Annotated in this window: 1 protein-coding gene; it reads right to left on the bottom strand. The window is 64.3% G+C overall.

The window, feature by feature from the left end; all coding sequences use genetic code 11:
• Positions 1 to 18 precede the first annotated feature (18 nt).
• Positions 19 to 1,148 (bottom strand): IS3 family transposase gene (locus tag MHZ35_RS17800; RefSeq protein ID WP_446741078.1). Its coding sequence is split into 2 segments (ribosomal slippage): positions 19 to 887 and positions 887 to 1,148, totalling 1,131 coding nucleotides; the frame shifts between segments, so codons are not numbered across the junction.
• Between the last annotated feature and the right edge of the window lie 79 nt (positions 1,149 to 1,227).

The following is a 1,227-nucleotide window of genomic DNA, read 5'->3' on the forward strand; positions in this document are numbered from 1 at the left end:
TGACGGTCCCCCGGTTTCTCATCCGGGCGTGATGCGAGCTTCCGGCTTGCATCCGCCGGGGTTAACCCCGGCGGATGCAGCATATTCAGCTGGCGTCAGCCAGCCAAGAGCCGTGTGAGGACGGCTCTCGTTATAGTCCCGCCGCCAAGCCTCGATCTTGATCCGGGCATCAGCCAGCGACAGGAACCAGTGGCTGTTCAGGCACTCGTCGCGCAGGCGACCATTGAAGCTTTCGACGAAGGCGTTGTCGGTAGGCTTGCCCGGCCGCGAAAAGTCGAGCGTGACGCCGTTTTCATAGGCCCAGCGGTCGAGCGCCTTCGAGATGAACTCCGGCCCATTGTCCACCCTGATGGTCTTCGGCGCACCACGCACCGAAGCGATCCGCGCCATCGCGGTCACCACCTGCTCGCCCTTGATGCCCTGGTCGACGTCGATCGCCAGAGCCTCGCGCGTGAAGGCGTCGACCACCGTTAGCGCTCGCAGCCGGCGACCGTCGAACAGCGCGTCCGAGACGAAGTCCATCGACCACATCTCGTTCGGCGCCGATGCCGCCGGCTGGCGCTCGCGGTTCGCGGCGCTGACGTTGCGGCGGGGCCGCCTGAGCCGAAGGCTCAATCCATCCTCCCGATACAGCCGGTACACACGCTTGTGGTTCACGAGCCAGCCTTCCCGCCGCAGTAGAATATAGATCCGGAAATAGCCGTAGCGCACCCGTGCCGCCGCCAGATCGCGGATGCGCAGCCGCAGAGGAGCCTGGTCTGGCTTGTGCGACACGTAGCGCACCGACGAGCGGTCGACGCCGAGCGCGAGGCAACTGCGCCGCTCGCTGATGCCATGGGACGCCTGGACGTGCGCGACAATCTCGCGCCGCCGCCCAGGCGTCAGAGCTTTTTTGCGAGCACATCCTGCAGGATGTGCTTGTCGAGGCTCAGGTCCGCGACGAGCTGCTTCAACTTGCGGTTCTCGTCCTCGAGCTGCTTCACCCGCCGCAACTCGCCCACACCCAGCCCGCCATACACCTTCTTCCAGCGGTAGAACGTCTGCTCGGATACCCCCATCCGCCGGATCACCTCCGCCACCGGCGTGCCGGTCTCCGCTTGCTTCAGCGCGAACGCGATCTGCTCTTCCGTGTACCTCGACTTCTTCATGTCCCAGCTCCTTGCACACAGGCTTTAAAGGGCCGGAAAACTCTCACTCAGCTTGGATGAAAAAACAGGGAGAACGTCA

The organism is Sphingomonas sp. ACRSK (assembly GCF_022346685.1).
Taxonomy (GTDB): Bacteria; Pseudomonadota; Alphaproteobacteria; order Sphingomonadales; family Sphingomonadaceae; genus Sphingomonas; species Sphingomonas molluscorum.